Annotated in this window: 22 protein-coding genes and 4 pseudogenes; 16 read left to right on the forward strand and 10 right to left on the reverse strand. The window is 59.0% G+C overall.

Translation table 11 applies throughout. The annotated features are described in order from the left end of the window. Positions 1-1,200 precede the first annotated feature (1,200 nt). The 7 genes and pseudogenes from LDH74_RS22850 to LDH74_RS22880 all read left to right on the forward strand — a co-directional run. Entirely contained in the window at positions 1,201-1,398 is a 198-nt protein-coding gene (locus LDH74_RS22850; RefSeq protein WP_226043052.1) for a hypothetical protein, read from the forward strand. 52 nt (positions 1,399-1,450) lie between these two features. After that, on the forward strand, positions 1,451-1,642 hold the full coding sequence (locus LDH74_RS22855; protein ID WP_226043053.1) for a hypothetical protein: 192 nt from the start codon (positions 1,451-1,453) through the stop codon (positions 1,640-1,642). 856 nt (positions 1,643-2,498) lie between these two features. After that, the gene (locus LDH74_RS22860; protein WP_226043054.1) at positions 2,499-2,693 is read left to right on the forward strand and encodes a hypothetical protein; all 195 of its coding nucleotides are present in this window, start codon (positions 2,499-2,501) and stop codon (positions 2,691-2,693) included. A gap of 169 nt (positions 2,694-2,862) precedes the next feature. Continuing rightward, entirely contained in the window at positions 2,863-3,141 is a 279-nt protein-coding gene (locus tag LDH74_RS22865; protein WP_226043055.1) for a hypothetical protein, read from the forward strand. A gap of 167 nt (positions 3,142-3,308) precedes the next feature. Continuing rightward, positions 3,309-4,079, forward strand: a complete 771-nt coding sequence (locus LDH74_RS22870; RefSeq protein WP_226043056.1) for a GAF domain-containing protein — start codon at positions 3,309-3,311, stop codon at positions 4,077-4,079. Beyond that, positions 4,080-4,562: a PAS-domain containing protein gene (locus tag LDH74_RS22875; protein WP_226043057.1), complete on the forward strand. Its 483-nt coding sequence runs from the start codon at positions 4,080-4,082 to the stop codon at positions 4,560-4,562. It abuts the gene before it with no gap. Positions 4,563-4,574: 12 nt separating this feature from the next. Further along, a pseudogene (locus tag LDH74_RS22880) lies at positions 4,575-4,919 on the forward strand (PAS domain-containing protein); the annotation flags it as partial. On the opposite strand, the gene tuf reads toward LDH74_RS22880, so the two are convergent. Next, positions 4,810-6,081, reverse strand: a complete 1,272-nt coding sequence (gene tuf / locus LDH74_RS22885; RefSeq protein WP_138247056.1) for a translation elongation factor EF-1 subunit alpha — start codon at positions 6,079-6,081, stop codon at positions 4,810-4,812. The pseudogene LDH74_RS22880 and the gene tuf overlap by 110 nt on opposite strands. Before the next feature lie 222 nt (positions 6,082-6,303). Continuing rightward, the gene (locus LDH74_RS22890) at positions 6,304-6,678 is read right to left on the reverse strand and encodes a TFIIB-type zinc ribbon-containing protein (protein WP_345778579.1); all 375 of its coding nucleotides are present in this window, start codon (positions 6,676-6,678) and stop codon (positions 6,304-6,306) included. Between the two features lie 230 nt (positions 6,679-6,908). Between LDH74_RS22890 and LDH74_RS22895 the strand changes: the two genes are divergently transcribed. The 3 genes from LDH74_RS22895 to LDH74_RS22905 all read left to right on the forward strand — a co-directional run bounded on the left by LDH74_RS22895 (position 6,909) and on the right by LDH74_RS22905 (position 10,356). Next, complete coding sequence (locus tag LDH74_RS22895) at positions 6,909-8,627, forward strand: thiamine pyrophosphate-binding protein (RefSeq protein ID WP_226043058.1); 1,719 nt, start codon at positions 6,909-6,911, stop codon at positions 8,625-8,627. Between the two features lie 179 nt (positions 8,628-8,806). After that, entirely contained in the window at positions 8,807-9,373 is a 567-nt protein-coding gene (locus LDH74_RS22900; RefSeq protein ID WP_226043059.1) for a type 1 glutamine amidotransferase domain-containing protein, read from the forward strand. Positions 9,374-9,399: 26 nt separating this feature from the next. Next, a complete protein-coding gene (locus LDH74_RS22905) occupies positions 9,400-10,356 on the forward strand; it encodes a TIGR03557 family F420-dependent LLM class oxidoreductase (protein ID WP_226043060.1) in 957 nt (318 codons plus the stop codon). Between the two features lie 461 nt (positions 10,357-10,817). Here LDH74_RS22905 and LDH74_RS22910 read toward each other — a convergent pair. The 3 pseudogenes from LDH74_RS22910 to LDH74_RS22920 all read right to left on the reverse strand — a co-directional run. Next, positions 10,818-11,050: pseudogene (locus tag LDH74_RS22910) on the reverse strand (hypothetical protein); the annotation flags it as partial. Continuing rightward, positions 11,013-11,252: pseudogene (locus LDH74_RS22915) on the reverse strand (hypothetical protein); the annotation flags it as partial. The pseudogenes LDH74_RS22910 and LDH74_RS22915, both read right to left, overlap by 38 nt. A gap of 12 nt (positions 11,253-11,264) precedes the next feature. Beyond that, a pseudogene (locus LDH74_RS22920) lies at positions 11,265-12,460 on the reverse strand (MFS transporter). A gap of 345 nt (positions 12,461-12,805) precedes the next feature. Here LDH74_RS22920 and LDH74_RS22925 point away from each other — a divergent pair. From LDH74_RS22925 to LDH74_RS22935, 3 genes are all read left to right on the forward strand, one after another. Further along, positions 12,806-14,086: a site-specific integrase gene (locus LDH74_RS22925; RefSeq protein ID WP_226043061.1), complete on the forward strand. Its 1,281-nt coding sequence runs from the start codon at positions 12,806-12,808 to the stop codon at positions 14,084-14,086. A gap of 126 nt (positions 14,087-14,212) precedes the next feature. Further along, positions 14,213-14,848, forward strand: a complete 636-nt coding sequence (locus tag LDH74_RS22930; protein ID WP_226043062.1) for an IS6 family transposase — start codon at positions 14,213-14,215, stop codon at positions 14,846-14,848. Between the two features lie 57 nt (positions 14,849-14,905). Further along, positions 14,906-15,673, forward strand: a complete 768-nt coding sequence (locus LDH74_RS22935; protein ID WP_226043063.1) for an enoyl-CoA hydratase/isomerase family protein — start codon at positions 14,906-14,908, stop codon at positions 15,671-15,673. Between the two features lie 133 nt (positions 15,674-15,806). On the opposite strand, the gene LDH74_RS22940 is transcribed toward LDH74_RS22935, so the two are convergent. Further along, entirely contained in the window at positions 15,807-16,949 is a 1,143-nt protein-coding gene (locus tag LDH74_RS22940) for an acyl-CoA dehydrogenase family protein (protein WP_226043064.1), read from the reverse strand. A gap of 74 nt (positions 16,950-17,023) precedes the next feature. Beyond that, entirely contained in the window at positions 17,024-17,917 is an 894-nt protein-coding gene (locus tag LDH74_RS22945; RefSeq protein WP_226043065.1) for an amidohydrolase family protein, read from the reverse strand. Between the two features lie 109 nt (positions 17,918-18,026). On the opposite strand from LDH74_RS22945, the gene LDH74_RS22950 reads away from it, so the two are divergent. From LDH74_RS22950 to LDH74_RS22960, 3 genes are all read left to right on the forward strand, one after another. Beyond that, positions 18,027-18,803 carry an SDR family oxidoreductase gene (locus LDH74_RS22950; protein WP_226043066.1) on the forward strand — a complete coding sequence of 259 codons (777 nt, stop codon included), beginning with the start codon at positions 18,027-18,029 and terminating at the stop codon, positions 18,801-18,803. A gap of 103 nt (positions 18,804-18,906) precedes the next feature. Beyond that, on the forward strand, positions 18,907-20,433 hold the full coding sequence (locus LDH74_RS22955) for a class I adenylate-forming enzyme family protein (protein ID WP_226043067.1): 1,527 nt from the start codon (positions 18,907-18,909) through the stop codon (positions 20,431-20,433). Positions 20,434-20,485: 52 nt separating this feature from the next. Continuing rightward, complete coding sequence (locus LDH74_RS22960) at positions 20,486-21,253, forward strand: glucose 1-dehydrogenase (protein ID WP_226043068.1); 768 nt, start codon at positions 20,486-20,488, stop codon at positions 21,251-21,253. Between the two features lie 145 nt (positions 21,254-21,398). Here LDH74_RS22960 and LDH74_RS22965 read toward each other — a convergent pair whose 3' ends face one another. From LDH74_RS22965 to LDH74_RS22975, 3 genes are all read right to left on the reverse strand, one after another. Then, positions 21,399-21,632: a hypothetical protein gene (locus LDH74_RS22965; RefSeq protein WP_226043069.1), complete on the reverse strand. Its 234-nt coding sequence runs from the start codon at positions 21,630-21,632 to the stop codon at positions 21,399-21,401. Continuing rightward, a complete protein-coding gene (locus LDH74_RS22970; protein WP_226043070.1) occupies positions 21,629-21,859 on the reverse strand; it encodes an acetyl-coenzyme A synthetase N-terminal domain-containing protein in 231 nt (76 codons plus the stop codon). Before LDH74_RS22970 ends, LDH74_RS22965 begins: the two co-directional genes overlap by 4 nt. A 171-nt stretch (positions 21,860-22,030) precedes the next feature. Then, on the reverse strand, positions 22,031-22,798 hold the full coding sequence (locus tag LDH74_RS22975) for an IclR family transcriptional regulator (protein ID WP_226043071.1): 768 nt from the start codon (positions 22,796-22,798) through the stop codon (positions 22,031-22,033). Positions 22,799-23,113 lie beyond the last annotated feature (315 nt).

Below are 23,113 nucleotides of genomic sequence, written 5' to 3' on the forward strand. Positions count from 1 at the left end.
CTTAGTTCTTTGTCAAGAACAAGCTGGACCCGGTCACCGATCTTGTAATCTTCTCCGATTTGTCTTCCGTCTCTACTCCTATTGTTGCCATCATGTTCCTATACAGACTATGGGGATGGAAACAAATCCATTCGGAGATCCCGGATGTATATTAGTTCCTGTCACTATATCCTGTGTAAATGATCTCGGATAAGCTGGAACAGGCTACGCTCAATCCGGAGAAGGAACGACCAACTCGAGGACGTCTTCGAGGCCATGGCTGCGCTGAACGAGGAGGTCGCCGCTACGCGGAACGATACCGGTCGGAGTGAGGCCGATATTCGGGCGATTACTCGAGACGAGCTCGAGAAGGCCGGCGTGCTCGAGGACTGACGTAATTAGCGCCTCAAGGACGGTCACATTTGAGTCACTGTCTTACTCTTCATTTCTCATTTTGGGAGAGGAGTTTCTGAGACGAGAAGGTATATTTTCAAAATCTGGAGAAAACCGGTACTCGAGTCCACGCTCGCGCGTAAAGGGTGCCTTTTTATGCCGACCGGACCTTGTCTGGCCTGTAGTCTGAACGAAGTTGGGTTCCGACGCCACACCATCTTGGATCCCTTCTGGAGGACTACGTTAGGAGTTACGACGATGAGTGAACTACCGGATAGCGGTGGCCATGAACAACTGGAGTCTGGGTCTGATCGAGGTCGCGATAGTCCCGGTCAAACGGGTCTGAACTTGCGACTCGAGGTCACAGCGAGTCCTCGAACGATCACACTACTCTCGACAGTGGCCACTGTCGTTGTTAGCATTGTTCTCTAAGAAGCCGGTCACCCGAGTTTCCACTCGGGTTCCGACGCCTCACCAATTGGTAGTGGTGGTTGTGTCGGCTTAAAGACTTTGGAGATCAATTTTTGGAAGATCAGTAGCGAGAGAACGATACGTATCGGTTGGCCCCCAGTACGGTTTTAATCGCCGAGAGGGTGTGTCTGAGCATGGTACGACCGGTGTTTCACTAGTCATGAGTACACCAACAGACCCGGTACTGACACGGCCTACGTCGGTCGCTTCGGGACGCTCTGCCGATACATCCCGCTGTTCGATGCCAGCGCTCCGGACGGCTGGACGATCACGCACCGTGCCTACGACCGTACGGTCTGGCTGCACCTCGAGACCGATATCTCGATCGAGTGCCGGAAGACGGCCGACGGGTGGGAAGTGCTGCTCACCGATCGAGAGATTGACGAGGAGTATCCCGCATTTCCGACGAACACGACTCGGTGGAACGCCTACGGCGCAGTCCGATCGTTCTTCGAGGGCAAACCACTGTTGCCCGCGTCTCCGAACTCCGATTCAGAGTGGGAGACGCGGCGAGAAGGGGTTCTGACGCTCGAGCGGATCCAGAACGAACGGTAGGAGTGACCCGTCGGCCGAATCACTTTTACCGGCAGTCGTTGGCCCCGATTGTATGTCTGCATCCCTGACGATCAACGATCCCCTCCTAACTGAGGCGTTAGTCGCCTATCACAACGATCTCCGGGAGCGTGATCCTGACCATGCCCGGCGAGTATGGAAACGGGCACGGGATCTAGCCGCCGAGCGTGGCGAGACGATCGACGACGTTGTCTCGAGCGGGTCCTTCCGCGACCAGTACCGCTGACGGACGCGTAGCTATAGCGAAAGCGTCTGGCAGCAACTGCCGCCGGACGGCTTGATCGAACTGTCGCGTATACCTCGAACTTGACAGTCGTGACTATCCGGCCGAGGGGTATCAGTCATGTGGCCAGCAGATTTCACTCAAAATCCGGTGTATCTCGAAAACCGCCCGCCTATATGTTTGAGCGGAGTTGGCGGGCATGTCGCGTACTGGGGATGTGACGCGACAATTGGGTCTACTATGTCAGTTATTACCAATCTATGCATATCTCTGAAAGAGCCGCGGCGGCGCGAGGCAGGAAAACGCCCGCTCGCGGCGTCTGGGGGAGTCGCGTTCGTGCAAACGCGACAGCCAAACCAAGGGCCGCAATCGTGTTGAGTCCGATGCCAATAGGGATTGGTCCGTGGAGATTGCCAGCACAACGGCTTTCATCCGCTAGTCGAAAGACAGCGCTGGCCGTCGCATCTGCTGGTCGCTTGGAGGTTGCTTTATTTCCACCCTGGTGAGGCCGATCATCACGGTGATGGCTGTTTGTCAGAGGTTGTGGATACAGTACAATCTCAAGGAGTCATACTCCGGACATGAATTCATTTTCATGGACGAAGAAACGTTGATTCCGAAGGGCGTTGTCCTCCCAATCTTCGCCGTCTTTAGCGTCGTCTGGCTGCTCGATCCGTAGCCCTCTCACCCACTGATTCATGTCCAAAGCGGTATCACATATGCCGTTGCGCTCTCACACGGCCGGCTGACGATCCGGCCGACCCATAGAGTCGGACGGGATACACTCCATGGTCCCTCCGTCTCGCATACCATTTCCGCTCCCGATGGACCCATAGCCCTCGAGACCCAATTCTGTTTGATGCCCGATATCCCCGACACCGACGACCTCGAGTTGCTGGATACCACCGAGGGAATTGAGTTCTACAAAGACGGCGAGAACGTCGTCGTTTCGAGTGAGTCCATCCGCGCGGGGGAAGACGGCGTCACAATCACCTACAATTCACTCGTGAACGCCGTCGTGGAACTTCGAGACGAGTATCGAGAGGCAGAGTGAGTCTGACCTTCACACTCTGAAACCCGCCCGAAGCGATATCCCACAGGGCATGGACACTCCGCATGGCCGGCTGTGGCGACCGGCCGAAAAGGGACTCCAGGGAACCTCGTTACTCGCGTCCGTCCCCTTTCGCCGACGGACCCATATCCCTTGAGTGCCGACTTCGCGTATGCCCGAGACGCAGTCCCGAAGCCAACAGTTCCGCGGCCGGTCGCCGCCCGATCGCGACGACGGCTGGCAGGTCTCGACCGTCTCCCGTCGAACGACCAACACGGCGAGAAGCGAGTACTCGCCGGTGACGGAAACCGATGTCCCGATCGACGAGTCGCATTTCTACGTGACGTTGCGTCGGGAGAGCGAGTATCGATTCGACCCCGCGGAGTACGACGAGTTGATCGTCCCGGATGGGGCGCTCGGCGAGCTGGACGAGTGGCTCGAGGGCGAGTAGCGGTAGTTGGTACTACGATCTCTTTCTTTCGAACCGGGCGCGAAACGGACACACCGGATTTGGTAACTACAGGTGCGTCCTGAACAGTTTGAAACAATTGCATAGGTACGGAATGTCGTTAATTGGCAGATAGGAATATGACCAGTATTCGTACGCCTTGTCGTTATGTGGAACCGACGATCCGTGCTGGCGACTGGGGCAGCGCTGTCGATGGGGACCGGACTCGCTTCGTAGGGGCCGGAGCCGCCGAGGCTGACGTCGACGGGCTTCCGGATCCGGATGTCAATCCGGGACCGAACGAGGACTGGCCGTCACATCGAGGCGATACCGGTCACGCCAGATACATCCCGGACGGCCACGAGTTCGACGGGGAAGAACTCGAGGCCGCGTGGTCCGTCGCGGGAGCGGGCGCGGGTACCGTCGCCGTCGCCGACGAGACGGTCTACACGCCGACCGATGACGACGTCGTCGACGGCAACTCCGAGCGTGCTGCTCGAACGATCACCGAAACTGCGACAGCCATTCTCGAGGTTCCGTGGGTCAGTATCTGGCTGTTCGAGGACGATTGCCAGCGACTTCGTTGCGTCGATCAGTACGAGCAGTCGACCCAGACACACAGTGCCGATACTGAATTCGAGGCTACCGAATTCCCCACCTACGTCGACGCGCTTCGGTCCCACCGCTCCTTCGCGGTGGACGAGGCGCGGGACGATCCGCGTACTGAGGAACTCACCGACCCGTATCTCGTCCCTAACGACATCTACAGCCTCTTGGACGCGACGCTCCACGACGAAGGCGAAGTCATCGGCGTCGTCTGTCACGAACAAACCGACTCCACTCGGGAGTGGACCGATACCGAGCGGCAGTTGGCAACTGAAATCGCCGACATCGACCACCGAGCGGTACGCAATCACCGCAGCCGTCGCCAACGGAAGTAGTTGGAGTTCCGGCGTTCGCTACTGAAGGCTCAACAAGAGGCGATGCCGGACGGCGTCGCGGTCATCGATTCCGACAGCGAGTTCGTCTCATACAACGACCGCTTCTGTGAACTGTTCGATCTCTCTCCGACAGTTCTCGAGTCGGCCACCATCGATGCCGTCTTCGAATCCATCCGCACCCAGCTGGCGGACGAGACCAGTATTGAAGACGTGATCGACCAACTTGAGGTGGCGTCCGGAACGACGGAGACATCAGAGCTACGACTCCGCGACGGTCGGATCTTCGAATGGTATACGACGTCCGTCGACGGCGACGGCGGGCCGACGTTTGGCCGACTCTGGCTCGTTCGAGACATCACTGACCGTCGGGAGCGACAACGGGAGCTGGAACTACGACATCGGGCCCCCGAAGAAGCTCCCATCGGAATCACCATCAGCGATCCGTCTCGGGAGGACAATCCGCTGATAGCTGTCAACGAATAGTTCGAGCGGCTCACCGGCTACGACGAGGCAGAGATCGTCGGCCGGAACTGTCGATTCCGTCAGGGCGAGGCCACCGATTCGGAGCCGGTCGAGGCAATGCGAACGGCGATCGATGAAGCGCAACCGGTCACCGTCGAATTGCGGAACTACCGACGGGACGGCAGCCAGTTCTGGAACCGCGTCTCTATCGCGCCGGTCCAAGACGAGACGGGCGCTGTCACGAACTATGTCGGGTTCCAACAGGTTGTCAGGTCCGCTCGTGGACTTCGAGGACCTTGCCGGCTGCGATGGTCTGACCCATGTCGCGGATGGCGAAGCTCCCGAGTTCGGGGATCTCGCTGGACGGCTCGATGCTGAGGGGCTTTTGCGGTCGGATGGTGACCACAGCAGCGTCGCCCGACTGGATGAAGTCGGGGTTCTCCTCGGCGACCTCGCCGCTCGAGGAGTCGATCTTCTGGTCGATCGACTCGATCGTACAGGCGACCTGTGCCGTGTGAGCGTGGAAGACTGGCGTGTAACCTGCGGTGATTACGCTAGGGTGTTGCATGACGACAATCTGAGCCTGGAACGTCTCAGCAACGCTTGGCGGATCGTCGGCGGGGCCACAGACGTCACCGCGTCGGATGTCGTCCTTGCCGATGCCGCGGACGTTGAATCCGACGTTGTCACCGGGTTCTGCCTTGGGCACCTCTTCGTGGTGCATCTCAATTGTCTTGACCTCGCCGCCCACATCGCTGGGCTGGAAGGAGACGTTGTCGCCGGTGTTGAGGAGGCCGGTCTCGATACGTCCGACGGGGACGGTACCAATACCCGAAATCGTGTAGACGTCCTGGATCGGAAGTCGCAGCGGTGCGTCCGTTGGCGGCTTCGGTTCGGGAAGATCGTTTAGCGCCTCAAGCAGGGTTTCACCGTCGTACCAGGGCGTGTTGTCGGAGTGCTCGGAAACGTTGTCTCCCTCGAAGGCCGAAACTGGAATGAACGATGCGTCGTCGGTATTGAACTGGACCTGCTTGAGTAACTGCTTGACTTCCTCGACAACTTCGTTGTAGGTCGACTCCTCGTAATCGGGGATATCCATCTTGTTGATGCCCACGATGAGTTCGTCGATCCCGAGGGTCCGAGCCAAGAAGACGTGCTCCTGGGTCTGGGGCGCGACGCCGTCGTCAGCGGCGACGACGAGGACGGCGTGATCGGCCTGCGAGGCCCCAGTGATCATGTTCTTGACGAAGTCGCGGTGTCCGGGCGTGTCGACGATGGTGAAGTCGTACGTATCCGTCGAGAACTCTTGGTGAGCGATGTCAATGGTGACACCGCGTTCGCGTTCCTCGGTGAGGTTGTCCATGACGTAGGCGAACTCGAAGCCACCCTTGCCTTTCTCCTCTGCTTCCTCGCGGTGCTGTTCGATGACGTGCTCGGGTATGCTCCCCGTCTCGTAGAGGAGGCGTCCTACAAGCGTACTCTTCCCGTGATCGACGTGGCCGATAATGGCCAGATTCTGATGGGGTTTATTTGTGCTCATGATGAATCGTCTCGGGATCCGTCATCTGAAATACGCGCTAGACATTGGTAAACCCCTACCAGGATGTACTGGAACGTTCGATTGAGAGGAACGACGGGCTCGGCTGTCTACCTCGAATGATCGTCCGCGACAGAGCTGTGCAGACTGTGCAGTTCGGAACAGCGAACACGCCTGATCTCGGATACTCTGTGCGAGGCCGAGACGTGCGACGATTCGCCGGATTTAACCGAGTCCATAGGCGAGGTTCCGTTCAGCTTTCGACTGCCACTGGGCACGGGACTGTTCGCGACGTAGCCGGTTCAATTGGCGGCGCTTCGTGCTCGAGAGAGCGCTTCCATGTCCGTCTTGCTTGTACCCGATCTCGGTGGAGAGGCCTCGATCGTGGCGTGTCGGTGTCAGTGGGGCACCGGTCCGTCTCTTGGATCCCTGCTCGTCATGTCGACCCCACTCTGGCCCTCTGGCTAGGTGGGTGTCCTCAAGGATCAGTTCACAGTCCTCACAGATCGTCTCGCGGTCAGTCGTTCGAATGCTGCCGCCACAGTCTGGACAGGTAGTTGTAGTCGTCTGAACGCCTTCGTCGAACGCAGTCGTGTAGATGTCTCTCGTTCACGGTGTGTACGCTAGACCAGATCATGATAATGTTAGGAAGAATGTGCCTAGTCATTTAGCCATCCGTTGCAGGCTTGTATTGAACGTCTGGGTGACAGTCTGTGGGTAAACCTCGTTTGATACGTACCTCTACTAGTGGAGGTTCCAACTACATGACTGTGAGAAGAGTTATAACCGTCAGGCACGGGGTTTAATTAACTGGAAGCTGGTGATGACCTATGGCGGATAGAACGGTCGAAGACGAGGGAGAGTACACAGGCGCCGACCTCTTCGTCGACGCGCTCGAGTCCTACGACGTCGACTACGTGTTCGGGAACCCAGGTACGACAGAGCTCCCGGTACTGGAGGCGATCGGACAGACTGATCTCGAGTACGTGCTAGGGGCCCACGAAGACGTCGCGGTTGGGATGGCATCGGGATACGCGCAAACGCGGCGATACCACGCGCATCACGACGACTCGGTCAACCCCGTCGGCGTCGTAAACCTGCACATCGCGCCCGGACTGGCGCACGGTCTGGGAAACATCTACGCCGCCAAGCGGGCGGGCGCACCCGTCGTCGTCACTGCCGGCAACCAGAGCACCGATTTCCGTCACGAGGAACCGGCCCTAGCGGGGGAACTTGCTGATCTAGCCGACCAGTTCTGCAAGTGGTCCGACGAAGTGCTCGACGTCGAAGCGTTGCCGACGATGCTCCGGCGAGCGTTCCGGGTCGCGCTAACGCCGCCGACCGGCCCGGTCTTTCTCGGCCTGCCGCTGGACGTGATGATGGCGGAGACGGACGCCGACCCCGAGCGTCTGGGCGAGATTCCCAACGCGGGGAGCGGCGACCCAGCGCAACTTGAGCGCGCCGCCGACCTGCTCGTCGACGCCGACAGCGACGACGTAGCGATCGTCGTCGGCGATCAGATCGCTCGCTCCGGTGAGGAAGCCGTCGCCGCTGCGGTCGAACTCGCGGAGTCAACAGGCGCCCACGTCTACGGCGAAATCCACGCAAGTGAGATCGACTTTACGACCGATCACGAGCAGTGGATCTCGTACGTTCCGCCGGACGAAGAGTGTGCGGCGAAGCTGCTGGACGCCGACACGATCTTGTTCGCCGGGACATCGACGAACACGACACTGACGCGTCACGAACAACCGCTGGTCGATCCCGACACGACCTGCGTTCACGTCGGGGATGACGCCTGGGAAGTGGGCAAGAACCATCCCGCCGACGCGGCGGTCGTCGGCGACCTCGGGCTGGTCCTGCAGGAACTCATCGAACGCATCCGGCCGAACATCTCCGAGGAGACGGTCGCGGCGCGACTCGAAACGGTGCGCGATATCAAAGAGACGGCCGACGACAGGTTAGCCGGCGTCGGCGAGGGGGACGCCGAGGACGATCCCCGCCCGTCGAAAGCACAGCTCATCGACACGATGAAACGGGTCGTGGACGGCGCCTACGTCGTCGACGAGAGCGTCACGTCGATGTTTCCCATCAAAACGCGCTGGGACTTCGATCCGGAACAGTACGTCACCAACAAAGGTGGCGGCCTCGGCTACGGCCTCCCCGCGTCGATCGGCGGGGCGATCGCCGAACGCCAGCGAGACAATCCGCGCGAGGTGATCGGTTTCGTCGGCGACGGGTCCTACCTCTACTACCCGAACGCGATCTACAGCGCGGCGCGCTACGACCTCGATCTCACCGTCGTCGTTGCCGACAACCGCAACTACCGGATCCTGAAGGACAACACGCTCGACCTACTAGGCGGTGACGAGGAGGACCACGAGTTCGTCGGCATGGACTTCGACCCACGGGTCGACATCGTACAGAACGCCGAGAGCCACGGGGGGCGCGCAGAACTCGTGGAGGATCCCGATGAGATCGAACGAGCGCTCGAGGACGCACTCGCCCATGACGGCGTCGACGTGCTCGACGTGCTGGTGCACGATTGAACTGTACGAGTTCCGCTCGCGGCGACGGGGCCACACGTTCACTGGCCGCGCCGGCTGGCCAGTTCTCCGATTAGAGCTAATTCCGGAAAAGATACTTATAACTTAAATAATTAATAGTTTGGTACTTATCTCGATATGAGAAAAATATTTAACTGTAGACCGGTGGCGAATACACCTGCATGAGCACAACCGACCGGCAACCCCTCGACGGAGTGAGCGTCGGAATTCTCGTCGCGCAGGAAGGCACTGAAGAAGTCGAGTTCACCGAACCAAAAGAGACCGTTTCGGACGCCGGTGCCGACGTCGTCGTTCTCAGTAGCGACACCGGCGACGCCCAGACCGTCAACAACGATCTCGACGAAGCGGATGCGTACAGTGTCGACAAACGCTTCTCCGAGGTGTCCGCCGACGAGTACGATGCGCTGATCGTTCCCGGCGGGACCGTCGGTGCGGACAATCTTCGCGCCGACGAAGATGGGGTTGATTTAATAAAACAGCATCGAGCAGAGAACAAGCCGATCGGGTCGATCTGTCACGGTCCGTGGACGCTGGTCGAAGCCGGCGTCGTCGATAATCGCGAGCTGACTTCCTACGCCAGTCTACGGACGGACGTCGAGAACGCGGGAGGCGAATGGACCGATCAGGAGGTCGTCGTCGACGACGGCGTCGTGACGAGCCGCAACCCCGACGATCTGGACGCGTTTACGGATGCGATCGTTGAGGAGTTTGCAGCGGCCTCCGAGTAACCGCGTGACGCCTGAACTTCACAGACATGACCGAAATCGGATTTACCCTTTCGAGCGAAGAGCACCACCCGAACGATCTGGTCGAGTACGCAACGCGGGCCGAAGCGATCGGCTTCGATTTCCTCTCGATCTCAGATCACTTCCACCCGTGGATCAGCGCGCAAGGCGACGCGCCGTTCGTCTGGTCGACGCTCGGCGGTGTCGCTGCAGCAACCGACGGGATCGATGTCGGCGTGGGCGTCTCGGCGCCGATCGTACGCATCCACCCGGCGATCTACGCGCAGGCAGTCGCGACGACGGCGGCGATGTTCGACGGTCGGCAGTTCTTCGCCGGCGTCGGGACGGGCGAACTGCTCAACGAGCATATCCTCGGCGATCACTGGCCAGAGCACGAAGTCCGCTTGGAGATGCTTGAGGAGGCGGTTGAGGTGATCGACGAGCTCTGGACGGGCCAGCAGGTCAGTCACCGCGGCGAACATTACACTGTCGAGAACGCGAAACTGTTCACGCTCCCTGAGGAACGGCCGCCGATCTGCGTGTCGGCGTACGGCGAGCGCGCCGCGAAAGCGGCAGCCGATTTCGGCGACGGGTTCTGGTCGGTCGGCCCCCAAGACGTCGTCGAGACGTGGGAACAACACGGCGGGGAGGGTCCCCGTTTCTGCCAACTCCAAGCCTGCGTCGCCGACAGCAAGGACGGGGCCATCTCCACCGCACATGAACAGTGGCCGATAGCGGGTCTGAAAGGGGAACTGAACTCCGTCTTGCCGACGCCGAAACACTTCGAGCAGGCGGCACAGATGGTTTCGGAAGAGGATATCGCGGAGAGCAGCATCATGACTGGACCGGACGCCCAACAACACATCGACGCGATTCAGGAGGCGATCGACACTGGGTACGATCACGTCTACGTAATGCAGATCGGGGACGACCAGGACGCCCTCCTGGAGATGTACCGAGAAGAAGTCCTTCCGTCGTTCTCGTGAGCGGCCTCAGTGATTCCGAGGCTGTCCGTGACTGAGTCGGACGCGCTCGCGTTACCATAGGTCTGAACTTCGGAAAAGATATGAAAGAGAGTTTTTACCCTTCGTTGTGAAACGTCCATTCACGGTAGCCGGGGATGATGCCGTTCGTTGCTCTATTGGCACACCGAAGGTAATACGCAGGTTTCGCTTGTAGGCGGGGGAGGGGTGACTGCCTCCCAACCACATTTCTGGTGAAATATTATTTCGCAGGTGGAGGTCAAATTCTTCGAGCATTACTTCAGGGTAGAGTATTTACGATCGGATAGTATCTGCGTGGACCGTTGATGCAGGAGACACAAATATAGGCGATCTCCGCTCCGCCCTTTCGGTTCCGCGCTATTTAGTCACAACCTCGGAGGATGGGAGTGATGCGTGCCTTTCTCCCAGCACCATAGGCCGACTACATCTGGCCGATGGTCCAGTTGGGACTTGAGGACGTCTCGTTCGCCGAGGCCGGCCCGGACCATCTCCGGCGGCACGAACACTTTCCATGACGTGAGGAGGTACTGAAGCGGATACGGGACGGAATCGGTGGCGTAGGCCACGTCGGCACGGGGACGGCAAGGCTAACGGGTGCGATAGTATCGGCCACGACCTTCGGAGCTGCGGGCAGCCGCTCATCGATTGTCGTCTGCGGTGTCGACCGCCGTCGCATCCCCGTCGTAGATGTCGACGTTGTCGGGAGCGGAGATATCGAGTGGTTCATCCTCGAGGTCCGTCTTGAGCAGGCGGAGTCGTTGCGCGGTCTCAGCGCCGATCAGCTGCTTGACGGTCTCAAACTCGAGTTGGTCGTCGTAGTACTTCGTCGCGACGGGTTCCTGAAACATCTCGCTGTCGGCGGTCTCTTCGATGTACTCCGACCTGGTCAATCAATAATCGATCGAAGCGAACACAGTGAGGGCGACGATAGCAGCCAGACCGGCGATGCCGAGGAATGCCTCGTCGAAGTATCCTTGCTCGGCAATCGCCCCGAAGAGGACCGGACTCAACGCGCCGAGCGCGAGATAGACTGTCCGAAGCGCACCTAAATTCGTTCCCTGTGTTCCCTCCGGAAGTCGCCGAGTAAGATCTGATATAACGATTGTTTCGAATCCCAGAAGACTACTCGCTAGCGCAGTCACGGGGACGAACAGCCACGCTGCTTCGACGAACGGAAGCGCGGCAAGAGCCAGACTTGCCACACTCATGAGTGCTAACAGTGGAATTCGAACGCCGATACTATCGTAGGCCCGACCCGCAACGGGCTTCATCAAGATACCGAGCGCGAAAAAGAAGCCGAACAGAGCGGTTGCGATCCGTGCTGAGATCCCCTTCACGTCGATCAAATACGTCGGATAGAAGCCCATGAATGCCTGAATGATTACGGCCCAGAGTACGAGTAAGATGGTTCCTCGCAGCACAATCGGTTGAGACAACGTTGAGAGAATGTCTCCGAGCGCGATAGACTCGCGGAGTGATGTCGCTGCTGACATCCGTTTTGGAAGCGTCGCCCAGAGACCAACTGCAGCGAGCAGGAAAAGCGGAACGGCGAGCCCGAATCCGTACTGCCAGGCCATTGCGGTCGCAATGAATCCGGCAGCGGGTGGCATCACCGCGTTCCCGATATCGCCAGCAGCCATCGTCGCACCCGTTGCTGTGCCGAGTTGCTCGGAATAGATCTTTCCCAAAATAGTGAACCTCGAGACGCCGTACAGTGCTGTCCCCACGCCGAACAACGCTGTCGCTGAAAACAGAATGACCGCCGAGTCCGCGACGATAACGAGCGCGAGCATCGCCGCGGCGAGGAGCGAACTGGTGATCAATAGTGGGCGCTCTCCTATCCAGTCAGCGAGGATTCCACCAGGAAGTTGGCCAGACGCATACGCGATCCAGAGGACCGTCAAGAGGAACCCAGATGTCGTCAGTGTAAGATCGTACGTCCGCGAATATGTGGTAACACCGCCGGGTAGATCATCCGAACGCTGATCGATAGGAACCAGCCGAAGGCAACGGCGAGTAGAACCTTCCCGCGTCCACCACTCCAGAGTTCACCAACCGTACGTTTCACTGCCGGAATGTAGCGCACAGTGGTGGGTTTTCGGTCGCAGTATTCAGTCTTATTATTTGTACGGTAAATCGCCTCGGGGTCAAGTGGTTCGAGACGTGTGCCGAATTTGTTCGGATATCTCCCCGAAATAGCCCATCCTCCGAAACTGGAGGTAGCTGAGATGCCTCAAGTCCCTATAGCGTTATGAAGTTTATCTAATTTTGGCTCCATTTCGGACCTATACCGCTTATCTTGTTTGTCTACACGAGACAAATTGGTAAGCGGTACTATTATGTGATTGTTACGAGTGGCGAGACACAGGAAAATGAGAGTCTTAGAATGCACCCAGACCGGAGAAATACGCCTTCTCAAACGGGTGAGCCGATGAGTCAACAGGAAACGATTAACTGGTCTCGCAAATCCCTCGAGGATCTCAAGTCGTTCTGGAACGCCCACATCGAACCGGATCTCACTCGTGACGGCCTCAATCTCGATACGCGACCGACGTACGAGGAGATCACCGAGGCAGGTTACTCCGGAATTGCACGCACGCTGCGCGAACACCACGACCTCACGCTATCGCAGTTCCTCGCGATGGTTGGCTATCCGAACCCCAGTTCGGACGTCGATGACAGCTACGACTGGGAGATCGACGCCGAAACGACAATTCGCGAGCTCGAGTTGTACCTAACGACCTATCTCGATCGGTCGGGACATTCGGACAGTACGATCGCTTCGAAGCGCTCCCGACTCGCTCGGTACGTTCGGACCTATGCGGACCTGTACGACTCGGCTCCGATTGTCGAGCGCGTCCGGGAGGACGAGGTCCCCCGGCGTGACGAAAAGCAGCGGGTTCGAGCCGTCTACGATACCTTCGATGCCGAGCTCTCGAGCCCCGAATCGAAGATGAAACACGCGACTGACGTGCGTGTCTTCTACAAGTGGCTTGAGATCGACCGTGATGCCCCCTACAATCCGGCGCTCGGCGCACCGCAGGAAGATAGCTGGGCGAAGGAAACGCCGGATGACGATGATCGAGACCCGCCTGCGATCGACGCGGAACACGTCCAGGCGATGGTCGACATCTGCGAGTCGGTGGAGGAACGCTTGCTGATCATCGCGACGTGTGCGTGGGGGCTCCGGCGCGGGGAGGTCGCGGCGCTCTCGATCGACCAGTTCGAACCGACGAACGACGAGGGCTACTTCGATTTCGATGCCGAGGACCCACGAATTGTCTTTGGTGACGAGCGAAAGAACGGACCAGGGCGTGTCTCGGTCCAATATGGCCTCGAAACGCTCGCTGGTCGGTGGGAGAAACTCGCCGATCGTGACCAGTGGAACGGGTATCTCTTCCCGAGTGTGACCGCTGCGAGTGGTCACCGGACTCCGAATACGATCACGGAGCGATTCAAGCGGTTGGCTGATCGGGCTGGTGTATCCAGGCGTGAGAAGACGCCTACTCCGCAGTATGGCCGGCGGTTCTGGTATCGGACGTACGACGACGCCGTCAAGCGGCTTGCGAATCGTGCTGAAGCCTTTGCCGAGGATCAGGGCAGTGATGATCCTCACGTCGTCGTCACGAACTATTTCGGCGAAGAGGAGGCCCGGAAACGGCGGCGTGAGTTTATGGGGAATCAGTTAGCAGCGGCGTTCGGGGATGAATAGCACCACGAGTCTACTGGCAGCCTCATCGTCGCCTTCCAACCTTGGAATATCCACCTGGTTTATGTGTTCAGACGGCCGTGTTTAGTTAATCGTGAAAAGTGAGGCGTGCTGATTTTCAGCTGGTTCATGGCAGAAATCGCACGCCTCAGCGGTAGTAGCGACTGGATTGATTTGGATTTTGTGGAGCGAGAACGGACACCGCGTCGGCTGATGGAGCTCGGTATTCGACTCCATCTTGCTGGATTATCGCTTTTGAATACCGTTCGAGAATTAGAGAGGTTCGGTGTCGAGCGCAGTCGCAAGGCAGTCCATGATTGGGTTCACAAATGCGATATACAGCCGACAGTTGACGAGGAACCGAATCACGTCGCACTTGACGAGACGGTGATTCAACTTAACGAGCATCGCTATTGGCTGTACACCGCTGTCGATCCAGAAACGAACAACATACCCCATATACGGCTGTATTCGACGACTACGACTGCGTTGACAGAACGGTTCCTGCACGAACTCGCTGAGAAACATGATCTTGATGATGCCATGTTTCTCGTCGATGGAACGAAACATCTCCAGACTGCACTCCGTCGATCTGGGCTCCGATTTCGATACGAAAAACATGGAAATCGGAACGCGGTGGAACGTGTCTTCCGCGAGATAAAGCGACGTACCTCTTCGTTCTCAAACTGTTTCAGTCACGCACAACCATCAACAGCCGAATCGTGGCTCCAAGCCTTCGCCGTCTGGCACAATGCTACAAACTAAACACGACCCTCGCTATAGCACTCAAACTTTTATACGCCGTTCATGACACGATACAGTATGGAGTTCGAACTCATCGAGACTCATATCGACAGCGGACACTATCACGTGACGCTAGCGAACCCGGACAAACCGAATCCTATTAACAGTCAGCTGCAGTCCGAACTTGGAACGGTTCTCGACGATATCGAGGAGGACGACGATGCGATCGTACTCACCATGACGGGCGGAGGTGGTTCCTTCGCCGTCGGCGCGGATATCTCACAGATGAACGAGTGGTTCCAGAGCGACGACTGGGACGACCTCATCCGCTTTTTCCGTAGCGGCCAACGACTTATGGATCGCATCGCCGATCTCGACGTCGTTGCCGTCGCCGGAATCAACGGATACGCGCTCGGCGGCGGGTTAGAACTCGCGCTCGCTGCCGATGTACGGATCGCTGGCGAGTCCGCGACGGTCGGCTTTCCCGAAGTCGATCTCGGGATGGTTCCGGCTTGGGGCGGTACGCAGCGGCTTCCCCGGGTTGTCGGCGAGAGCACCGCCAAGGACCTGCTGGTGACGGGCCGCCACGTCGACGCCGACGAAGCCGCCGAGCTCGGACTCGTCGAGCGAGTCGTAGACGACGACGTCCTCGAAGACACGCTGATCGACTACGCCGAAACGCTCGCGGAGAAGCCCGACCACGTTCTGCCGTACCTCCTCGACGCCGTCGAGACGGGGGCGGAGAGCCCGCTCGAAACTGGCCTCAGTTACGAACTACTGTGTAACACGCTCGCCAGTTTCGACGAGGAGACGAGCGGACTGGTCGCCGATTTCGCCGAGAAATAATAGTTTGGGCTCGAGTATCGGTCCAGTTCTCGGTCGGTTCAGATAACTACGCCGATGATTTTATGCGGTATCGCGGTCGGGCGCCGATCTCTATCACGGGTTCGGATGACGGTCCATCGCGGGTACGTTTGATTCACCGGTCGTACGAGAGGTACTCGCGGCCGAACGTCTCGCGGGCGACGATGAGCTTCTGGACATGAGGTGCGCCGTCGGCGATCTGCTGGCCGAGCACGTCCTGGAGGCGTTTGCCTATCCCGAAGTCGTCGGAGTAGCCGTAGTGGCCGTGCAAGACGAGACAGGAACGGACGGTGTCGACGGCGACTTCCGGCGCGTACCACTTCGTCATTGCCGCGTCTTTCGTGTGGGGTTCGCCCTCGCCGGCTTTCCAGAGCGTCTGGTAAGCTTTGAGCCGCGCGGCGTCGACGCGGGTCTGCCACTCGGCGTGCTCGAACTGTGGCCCCTGATAGCTGGCGAGGGGATTTCCCATCGCCTCGCGGTCGGTGAGGTAGGTCGCGGTCTCGTCGAGCGACTGTTGGGCCGCGCCAAGCGCGTATAGCGCGATCCAGGCGCGTGATTTGTCGAACGTCCGCATCGCCATCTTGAACGCGTTCTCCTCGCTGATCCGGGCCTCAGCCGGAATCTCTACGTCGTCGATGAAGATTTGCCCCCAGCCGCTTACCTCACACCCCAGACCGGCGTAGGGCTGGATGTCGATGCCGTCGCTGTCGAGATCGATAAGATATCCGCGGATGTCGTCGGCCCCACCCGTTTCGCGAGCGAGGATGAGTCCCCAATCTGCGAGCGTCGCTCCAGTGATCGCCGTCTTTTCGCCCGACAGGACGAAACCGTCGTCGGTCGGTTCGGCCGTGGTGTCGAGGTTCCGTGCGTCCGATCCCTGATCGGGCTCGGTGAGCGCGAAACAGATGTGCTCTTCACCCGCACAGACCCGCTCGGCGACCTCCCGGTGGTGGCCGTCGCCGTGTTCCCAGACAATCTTGGTCGCCAGGTTCTCCGAGAGCGCGAGCATCGTGAGGCCCACGTCGCCGCGGCCCAGTTCTTCGTAGACGAGGCCCGCTGTCACCGGCTCGAACCCTTCGCCACCGGCCTCCTCCGGAAGATGCAGGCCGAGTACGCCCATATCGATCAGGTCGTCGTACACGTCGTGAGGGAAGTCCACGTCGTCCCAGTCTAGGTTCTCGCCGACCACGTTTTCGAGGACGTAGTCACGGATTTGTGACTGGATCATCTGCTGCGTCTCTGTCAATCCGAACTCCATACCGTGAGATCCCGGCATCAGCTATTAAAGATTCGGGACGAGACGGGACCGACGCTACGGATTACTGTCGGCGGTCAGATGTCGAAGACCTCAAGCGCGTTCTCGCGGAGGACGGCTCGTTTGGTCTCGTCGCGGACGTCCAGTTCGAGGAACTCCTCCTTGCATCGCTTCAGTCCGAGTCCGTTGGTCGCCCACATCACCTTATCGCGGATGCGACCGTCGATGAATTCCACCTGACTGTCGGGGAGGAAGGAGGGATAATAGGCGCCGATATTGCCGTAGACGTTCGGGTGTCGCCAAAGCATCGAACACCACTCCTCGGTCCAGGGCCACCCCGTGTGGGTAAGGACCAGCGTGAGGTCCGGGAAGTCCATCGCGACTTCGTCGGCGTACATCGGGTGGCCGGGTTCGCTCGGCAGTGGCTCGGCCGACTGGCCGGTCTGGAAACTCACTGGCACGTCGAGTTCGTTGGCCTTGGCGTACAGCGGGTAACACTTCTCGTCGGTCGGCTCGAGACCGAACGTCATCGGGTGGAACCAGATGTACTTGAAGTCGTGGTCCTCAACGGCTCGCTCGATCCGCTCGAGGCTCTCCGGGATCCGGTGGGGATTGTAGCCGACGCCGGGGACGACGCGGCCGTCCGACCGATCGACCATCTCCGCGAGTTCTTCGACGCTGAGTAGCGTCAGCGCCTGCTTCGCATCCCGTGACCACTGGACGAGTTGATCGAGAAAAATCTTCTCTACGCCGACCTCGTCCATTTCGTCGACCGTCTCCTCCAGCGATTCGTTGCCGAGCACGCCGAACACGCGCCACGCTTCGTCCTCGGGGATGTCGTGTTTCGCCATCACGCCGCCGAACGTGGACTTGGCGAGTGTCTTGAACTCTCGGACTTCGAAGAGCGGTTTCGCGAGCTCGGGTTCCACATAGAACCCTCGGCACATGGTATCGATTGCTTGCACGTCCATACCACATCCGTAATTGTCCTCCCTCGTAAAACTTCACGTTCCTGTTCCGACAGGTGTGGGTGGAGTCACGGGGAAACGGTCTTTAGGACGGCGATTGCACATCAGGGCGATGTCAAGGAGCCAGACTCACGAGTGGCAGGATGCAGTCGTCGTGATCACGGGCGCGAGTCGCGGTCTCGGCCGGGCCATCGCCGAGGAGTTCGGAGCGCGCGGCGCCACCGTCGTCGTCAACTACCGGTCGGATGAGGAGGCGGCGGCCAAGACCGTCGTCGCAGTCGAGGAGGCCCACCCAGAGGCCGAAGCCCTCGCCGTGCAGGCAAACGCGGGCGATTCCGATGCCATCGACCACCTATTCGACCGTGTCGGTGACGAGTACGAGAAAATCGACGTATTCATCCACAACGCGGCCGTCACGGCGTTTAAGTCGCTGGACGAGGTCACGGTAAAAGACATCGCGTTGACCTACGATCTGGGCGTCACGGGATTTCTGCTCTCGGCACAGCGTGCGCTCGATTTGATGGGCGACGACGGCTGTATCGTCGCCGTGTCGGGCAACGACAGCCACACCTACATGCCACTGCACGGCCTTCTCGCGAGCGCGAAATCAGCGCTGGAATGTCTCGTTCGCTACCTGGCCGTCGAACAGGCTGAGAACGGGATTCGTGTCAACGCGATCAATCCTGGCCCCCTCCGAAAGGACAACTACTACGCGTCGGTATCGTCGGAGACGGCGGCGGCGATGGCGGAGTTAGAGGCGCGGGTACCGAAAGGCGACGCTGTTCCCCTGAGCGCCGTTGCCGAGAGCGTAGCGTTGCTGGCCGATCCGCGTAATGAGTGGGTTACCGGCGAAATCCTTCACGTTGACGGCGGGCTCGCCGCGCTGTAAACGCTGCCGGTCGGAGCCGTATATCGCTATCGCGTCACCAACTACTATTATATACCTTATATCTATGCAAAGATTCATTGTAATTGCTCAACCATATAGCGTTGTGATTACCCAACGACGGTACTTAGAGCGGAATGTGGAGTGGCGGACGAACAAGCCGGCGCTCGAGATCGTCGACTCGGACGAGACGGTCACCTACGCAGAGTTCGACGAGCGGGTCAACCGCATCGCAAACGCGCTGACGGATCGCGGTGTCCGGAAGGGCGATCGCGTCGCGATGGTCCTGTTCAATACGGTCGAGTTTCCGGTGACCCTGTACGCGTGTTACAAACTCGGTGCGGTGCCGGTGCCGATCAACTTCATGCTCGCACAGGACAACTTCAGGTACATCTTCGACGACATCGCTCCGAAGGTCCTGGTCTACGACGCGGCGGTCGAAGACGACATCACCGCCGCACTGGAGTCTGCGACCGTTACGGCCCACACTGTCGGCGTCGACGACTGTGCGAACGCGGACGAATCCTTCGAATCGCTCGCCGATGACGACGCAAGCCCGCCACCCGAGGTTCCGATCGAACCCGGCGACCCAACGTACATCCTCTACACGAGCGGCACGACCGGGATGCCGAAAGGCGTCACCTTCACGGCCGAGACGGCGTCCAACCGCGCACAGGAAGGGGCTCGAAATATCGGTCACTCACAGGCGACCGTCGCGCTCCAGCTCTCGCCGTGGTTCCACGCCGGCGGGGTGGATCTCACGGTCCATCCCGTGATCGAAGCCGGTGGGACGATCCTCGTCACGCAGGATTGGGAACCGGAGTCGGTGGTCGAGATGGTCGAAACGGAGGACGTCACACATATCGTGGGCGTCCCGACCGTCGCCCAGCGGATGACCGAACTCGAGGGGATCGACGAGCGTGACCTCTCCAGTCTGGACTGTCTGCTGTGTATGGGCTCGCCGCTGTCGAAACAGTTGGCCGAGGAGATTATGGAGACGATCACGCCGAACCTGTACAACGGGTACGGGACGACGGAGACGCTACTCGATACGATGCTCCGACCGGAGGACCTGCCCGAACACGCCGGATCGGCGGGGCGACCCACGAACGACACCGAGGTCAACATCATCGAGTTCGACCGCTCCCGCGTCGTCGCGCCCGATGAAACGGTTCCGCACGGTGAGGAAGGCGAGATCGTCGTGTCCAGCGATGCCGCGCTGGACTACTACTTCGGTAGCAAGGAGAAGACCAAAGAGTCGATCCGGAGCGACTGGTACTACACCGACGACCTCGGCGTGATCGACGACGGGTATCTCACGATCACCGGCCGCGCCGACGACATGATCCTCTCGGGCGGTGAACTCGTCTCGCCGATCGAAGTCGAGGAGGCCCTGGAGGCTAACGATGACGTCGAAGCGGCTACCGTCGTCGGTACCGAAGACGAGGAGTGGGGCCAGATCGTCACCGCGTACGTCGTCGCAGACGACCTCGACGCGGACGATCTCGACGAGTACTGCAAGGATAACGAAAGCCTCGCGGATTACAAACGCCCCCGCAAATACGAGTTCGTCGACGAGATCGAGCGGACAGCGACCGGGAAGAAACAACGATACAAGTACCGAGACGACTAGCGCCTGTCCTTTTTTGAGAAACAATTAAGTCGCCGCCCTCGTATTTTCCACTATGCGAGGGTTAGCTGAGACGACAGCGATAGTTACTGGCAGTGGACAAGGCATCGGTCGCGCTATCGCGCTCCGACTCGCGGAAGAGGGCGCGACAGTTGCCGTAAACGATCTCGAAGAAGAACGCGCTGCGGAGACAGTCGCGGAGATCGAGGATGCCGGTGGCAACGCGCTCACTGCCGTCGCCGACGTGACCGACTACGACGATGTTGAGTCGATGGTCGCCGGAGTCGTCGAATCCGAGGGCGGCGTCGACCTGCTCGTCAACAACGCTGGTTGGGATCGGCTGGAGTGGTTCGTCGACCAAGATCCTGAGATCTGGGATCAACTAATCGATATCAATCTCAAAGGGCAAATCAACTGCGCCCACGCGGTCGCAAACCATTTCGTCGAGACGGACACGGAGGGAAAGATAATTAATATTGCGTCGGATGCCGCTCGCGTCGGAAGTTCCGGCGAGGCGGTGTACTCAGGTGCCAAAGGTGGAATCGTTTCATTTACCAAAACGATCGCTCGTGAACTGGCCCGGAATGGCGTTACCTGCAACGCCGTCGCTCCAGGGCCGACGGACACACCGCTGGTTGACGAGATGAAAGAGTCCGATCTCGGTGGGAAAATTCTCGGTGGCATGGCGAAGCAAGTCCCGCTCGGACGGATGGCCGAACCGGAAGATATCGCAGGTGGCGTCGCTTTTCTCGCCAGTTCCGATGCGGATTTCATCACTGGACAGGTGCTGAGCGTTAGTGGCGGACTCACGATGGTCGGCTAACGCGGGCACTGCTAGTTCTGTTCTGTATCTCCTTAATCGATGTCGCTCCCGTTGCCAGACATGGGTACTCATCTGTTAGCCTGAGCAACAGGCGGATCGCAGCGTCAGCGGATCGATGGAGGATGTCGATCGATGACGCGCCGGTTCAGCGGAACGACCAGCGGGGCGTCTCCAGTGTAATCTCGACGTGGTTGAGTCGCGGGTCCGCAGTGAGGGCGGCGACGATCTCTCGCTGGGACTCGGCGTCGCTGGTACCGATCAGCGACAGATGGCCGTCGTACGAGGTCCTGTCGTCGACCTCTGTCCACTCGATCTCGAGCCTGGCGCGCCGGAACCGGGTCCCTTCGACGTGTCGGATCGACTCGAGATCGCTGGTCACTTCGCGAACGGATAGCCGTTCGACGTGTCGAGTACCTTTTCGTAGGGCGTTTCCCAGACAAGACCCGTATCTTCGACCGCTGCGTCCCAAAATCGTGCAAGTTCGTCCTCGGAGTCAGGTCTCGTTTCCGCGTACGAGTCGTAGTCGTATTCGTCGAGAAACTGAGCGATATTACTTTTCGTTCTGTAGTATCCGTACGGGTCCCAAGCTACGCCACGCTGTGACATAGATTGAGTTTCCGCATATTTCGTGATTATTCTTACGCTTGGGCTGCTTTGGGTGCCCGGCGACGCACGCACTCTCCTCAGTCGAGAACTGGTCGACCATCGTCGCCAACCCAACAACAGTCTGGTGCAGAGTGTCAGTGGCGAATTGACGACGGTCGACTACCGCACCTTCTATCGTGTACCGGAGTAGTTGAGGTTCACCTGAATCATGTTCGCCGTCCGCATGACGGCGTCTTTGATCCGTTCTAGATCGTCGTCGTTGTCGATACGGCTGGCGGGACTACAGACACAGATCGCGCCCAGAACGCGGTCCTGTCGGCTGAGGATCGGAGCCGCGAGACAGATGACGCCGTCGATCCGTTCACCGCGATCGATCACGTAGCCCTGCTCTCGAGCATCGGCGAACTGTTCCTCCAGTTCGTCGCGAGACGTCACCGTGTTTTTCGTCATGGCGGGGAGTCCGTGTTCGTCGATGATTTCGTCGACGTGATCGTCGGGGAGGTGGGCGAGGATCGATTTCCCCAGCGCGGACGTGTGCAGGGGCATCCGAACGCCCGGATAGGTGTGGAGCTGAATCGCGTCTTCCCCCTTCTTGATGTCGAGGAGGACGCCGTTCCCGTGCTCCTCAATCATTAGCGAGGCCAGTTCGCCGGTCTCCTCGGCGAGTGAGGCGAGTTCGGGTTCGGCGACGCGATAGAGCGGTCGCTTCATCCGTTCCGCTTCGCCGATCTCCAAGAACCGCGTTCCCGGTCGGTACACGTTGTCCTGCTTCGTCACGTACTGTATCTCCTCCAGCGTTTTGAGATAGTCGTGAACGGTACTAACGGGCTTATCAACGTGCTCGGCGAGTGTCGAGGCACGTGCCCCATCAAGACGTTCGAGTCCCTCAACCAACTCAAAGGCCGTTTGGATGGATTTTATTCGGCTATTGTTACCCATATGTAGAAATCGGAATTGGTCCGGATAAATGTTCCGGCATCGTCGGAACATCTACCGAGAATTGAAGCCATATATCCAAATTATTTCTTAACTATCGGATGTATAATACCGGAGAGTAGCGATTAGACCGAGATAAACGTGTATCTGTGGGATCAGTCCCTTCAAGAGCGATTTTGGACAATGCCGGATCGAAAATCTTCCCATTCGAATAAGACGCTATTTCGACTAACTAAATATCTATTTGGTGGATTCAATCCGGATTCATCGGAACTACCTCTAGGTATGGTGTTCGATCATAAATGGAGTCTACTATCG

The organism is Natrinema sp. DC36, assembly GCF_020405225.1.
Lineage (GTDB): Archaea > Halobacteriota > Halobacteria > Halobacteriales > Natrialbaceae > Natrinema.

What these genes read in the sequence shown, in the direction of transcription:
- LDH74_RS22855 (WP_226043053.1), top strand. Translation starts at nt 1,451, where the DNA reads ATGTCTGCATCCCTGACGATCAACGATCCCCTCCTAACTGAGGCGTTA.
- LDH74_RS22860 (WP_226043054.1), top strand. Translation starts at nt 2,499, where the DNA reads ATGCCCGATATCCCCGACACCGACGACCTCGAGTTGCTGGATACCACC.
- LDH74_RS22865 (WP_226043055.1), top strand. Translation starts at nt 2,863, where the DNA reads ATGCCCGAGACGCAGTCCCGAAGCCAACAGTTCCGCGGCCGGTCGCCG.
- tuf (WP_138247056.1), bottom strand. Translation starts at nt 6,081, where the DNA reads ATGAGCACAAATAAACCCCATCAGAATCTGGCCATTATCGGCCACGTC.
- LDH74_RS22895 (WP_226043058.1), top strand. Translation starts at nt 6,909, where the DNA reads ATGGCGGATAGAACGGTCGAAGACGAGGGAGAGTACACAGGCGCCGAC.
- LDH74_RS22900 (WP_226043059.1), top strand. Translation starts at nt 8,807, where the DNA reads ATGAGCACAACCGACCGGCAACCCCTCGACGGAGTGAGCGTCGGAATT.
- LDH74_RS22905 (WP_226043060.1), top strand. Translation starts at nt 9,400, where the DNA reads ATGACCGAAATCGGATTTACCCTTTCGAGCGAAGAGCACCACCCGAAC.
- LDH74_RS22925 (WP_226043061.1), top strand. Translation starts at nt 12,806, where the DNA reads ATGAGTCAACAGGAAACGATTAACTGGTCTCGCAAATCCCTCGAGGAT.
- LDH74_RS22930 (WP_226043062.1), top strand. Translation starts at nt 14,213, where the DNA reads ATGGCAGAAATCGCACGCCTCAGCGGTAGTAGCGACTGGATTGATTTG.
- LDH74_RS22935 (WP_226043063.1), top strand. Translation starts at nt 14,906, where the DNA reads ATGGAGTTCGAACTCATCGAGACTCATATCGACAGCGGACACTATCAC.
- LDH74_RS22940 (WP_226043064.1), bottom strand. Translation starts at nt 16,949, where the DNA reads ATGGAGTTCGGATTGACAGAGACGCAGCAGATGATCCAGTCACAAATC.
- LDH74_RS22945 (WP_226043065.1), bottom strand. Translation starts at nt 17,917, where the DNA reads ATGGACGTGCAAGCAATCGATACCATGTGCCGAGGGTTCTATGTGGAA.
- LDH74_RS22950 (WP_226043066.1), top strand. Translation starts at nt 18,027, where the DNA reads ATGTCAAGGAGCCAGACTCACGAGTGGCAGGATGCAGTCGTCGTGATC.
- LDH74_RS22960 (WP_226043068.1), top strand. Translation starts at nt 20,486, where the DNA reads ATGCGAGGGTTAGCTGAGACGACAGCGATAGTTACTGGCAGTGGACAA.
- LDH74_RS22970 (WP_226043070.1), bottom strand. Translation starts at nt 21,859, where the DNA reads ATGTCACAGCGTGGCGTAGCTTGGGACCCGTACGGATACTACAGAACG.
- LDH74_RS22975 (WP_226043071.1), bottom strand. Translation starts at nt 22,798, where the DNA reads ATGGGTAACAATAGCCGAATAAAATCCATCCAAACGGCCTTTGAGTTG.